Source organism: Paracoccus sp. S4493 (assembly GCF_000967735.1).
Taxonomy (GTDB): domain Bacteria; phylum Pseudomonadota; class Alphaproteobacteria; order Rhodobacterales; family Rhodobacteraceae; genus Paracoccus; species Paracoccus marcusii.
Genome location: NZ_JXYF01000193.1, coordinates 1 through 1,586 on the forward strand (window position 1 = coordinate 1; position 1,586 = coordinate 1,586).

Annotated in this window: 3 protein-coding genes; all 3 read left to right on the top strand. The window is 72.0% G+C overall.

Going from position 1 to position 1,586, the window contains the following annotated elements; translation table 11 throughout:
• The first annotated feature begins 132 nt into the window (after positions 1–132).
• Positions 133–570 (top strand): phosphonate C-P lyase system protein PhnG, encoded by a 438-nt coding sequence (phnG, locus tag TW83_RS16235; RefSeq protein WP_045983824.1) that lies wholly within the window; start codon positions 133–135, stop codon positions 568–570.
• Positions 567–1,115, top strand: a complete 549-nt coding sequence (gene phnH, locus TW83_RS16240; protein ID WP_045983825.1) for a phosphonate C-P lyase system protein PhnH — start codon at positions 567–569, stop codon at positions 1,113–1,115. The genes phnG and phnH overlap by 4 nt, the downstream gene beginning before the upstream one ends.
• A partial coding sequence (locus TW83_RS16245) for a carbon-phosphorus lyase complex subunit PhnI (RefSeq protein WP_045983826.1) occupies positions 1,115–1,586 on the top strand: 472 nt, incomplete at its 3' end. The genes phnH and TW83_RS16245, both read left to right, overlap by 1 nt.

Here is a 1,586-nt window from a genome sequence, read left to right on the forward strand (position 1 = left end):
CAGGGTGTCGGCGATGGCCTGCCACAGGGGGGTCTTGTCCGTCATCAAAAATTCACACGGTTCCGGTTGAGAACATAGCGCAGGCGCGCTATCACATGTCTAGTTGTATAGATAACGGGACACCCCGGCAAGATGTCAGCTTTCCCCATTCCCCATCGCCGCGACTGGCTGTCGATCCTGGCCCGCAGCGCGCCTGACCGGCTGGCGCAGCTGCTGCCCGACCTGCCCGATCACGCCCTGCTGCGCGCGCCCGAAACCGGCACCGTGATGGTCCAAGGCCGCATCGGGGCCACCGGCGCGCCCTTCAACGTCGGAGAAATGACCGTGACCCGCTGCGCCCTGCGCCTGCCCTGCGGAACGCAGGGCCACGGCCATGTGCAGGGACGGTCGCACGCCCATGCGCGGCGGGCCGCGGCGATGGACGCGCTGATGCAAACCGACCCCGACGCCCATGCGCCCCTGATCGCCGCGCTGCGCGACGACGCGCAGGCCGCCCGCGACACCCGCGCCGCCAAGGCCGCCGCCACCCGGGTCGAGTTCTTCACCCTGCAACGTGGAGAGGACGCATGACCGGCCACGGATTCACCGATCCCGCCCGCCAATCGGCCCAGGGGTTCCGCGTGCTGATGGAGGCCATGGCCCGGCCCGGCACGATCCACCGCCTGGATCAGGCCCATGCCCCCGGGGTCGGCCCCGCCGCCGCGACGGTGCTGCTGTTGCTGGCCGATCCGACGACGCCGGTGCATCTGGCGGGCGCGCTGCCCGACCTGGCCCCGTGGCTGCGGTTTCACGCGGGCTGCCCGATGGCGGATGCACCGTCGGCCGCGTTGGCGGTGGGGCGCTGGCCCGACCTGCTGCCGCTGGACCGCTTTGCGGTGGGCCTGCCCGATTATCCCGACCGTTCGGCCACGCTGATCGTCGAGCTGGACCGGCTGGACGCGGACGGCCCCGTCCTGCGCGGGCCGGGCATCCGCGACCGCGCGACGCTGTCCCTGCCCGCGACCGCGCCGTTCCGCGCCAACCGCGCCCTGTTCCCGATGGGCCTGGACTTCATCCTGACCTGCGGCGACCGGCTGGCCTGCCTGCCGCGCAGCACCCGCGTGGAGGCCGCCTGATGTATGTCGCCGTCAAGGGTGGCGAACGCGCCATCGAGAACGCCCATGCCTGGCTGGCCGAGGAGCGCCGCGGCGACCACGACCTGCCGCTGATGTCGGTCGACCAGATCAAGGCGCAGATGGCCCTGGCCGTGAACCGCGTCATGGCCGAGGGCTCGCTCTACGACCCCGACCTGGCCGCGCTGGCGATCCGCCAGGCACGGGGCGACCTGATCGAGGCGGTGTTCCTGATCCGCGCCTATCGCACCACGCTGCCGCGGTTCGGTGGGTCCTTGCCGGTGGACACGGGCGCGATGGCGGTGGACCGGCGCGTCTCGGCCACGTTCAAGGATGTGCCGGGCGGTCAGGTGCTGGGGCCGACCTTCGATTACACGCACCGCCTGCTGGACTTTGCCGATCAGGCGGCGGTGGACCCCGCGCCGCTGGCCGCGCCCGACGCCGGCGCCATGCCCCACGTCATGGCGATCCTGG

Coding starts and splice junctions, on each gene's coding strand:
- phnG (WP_045983824.1), top strand. CDS start 133: ATGTCAGCTTTCCCCATTCCCCATCGCCGCGACTGGCTGTCGATCCTG.
- phnH (WP_045983825.1), top strand. CDS start 567: ATGACCGGCCACGGATTCACCGATCCCGCCCGCCAATCGGCCCAGGGG.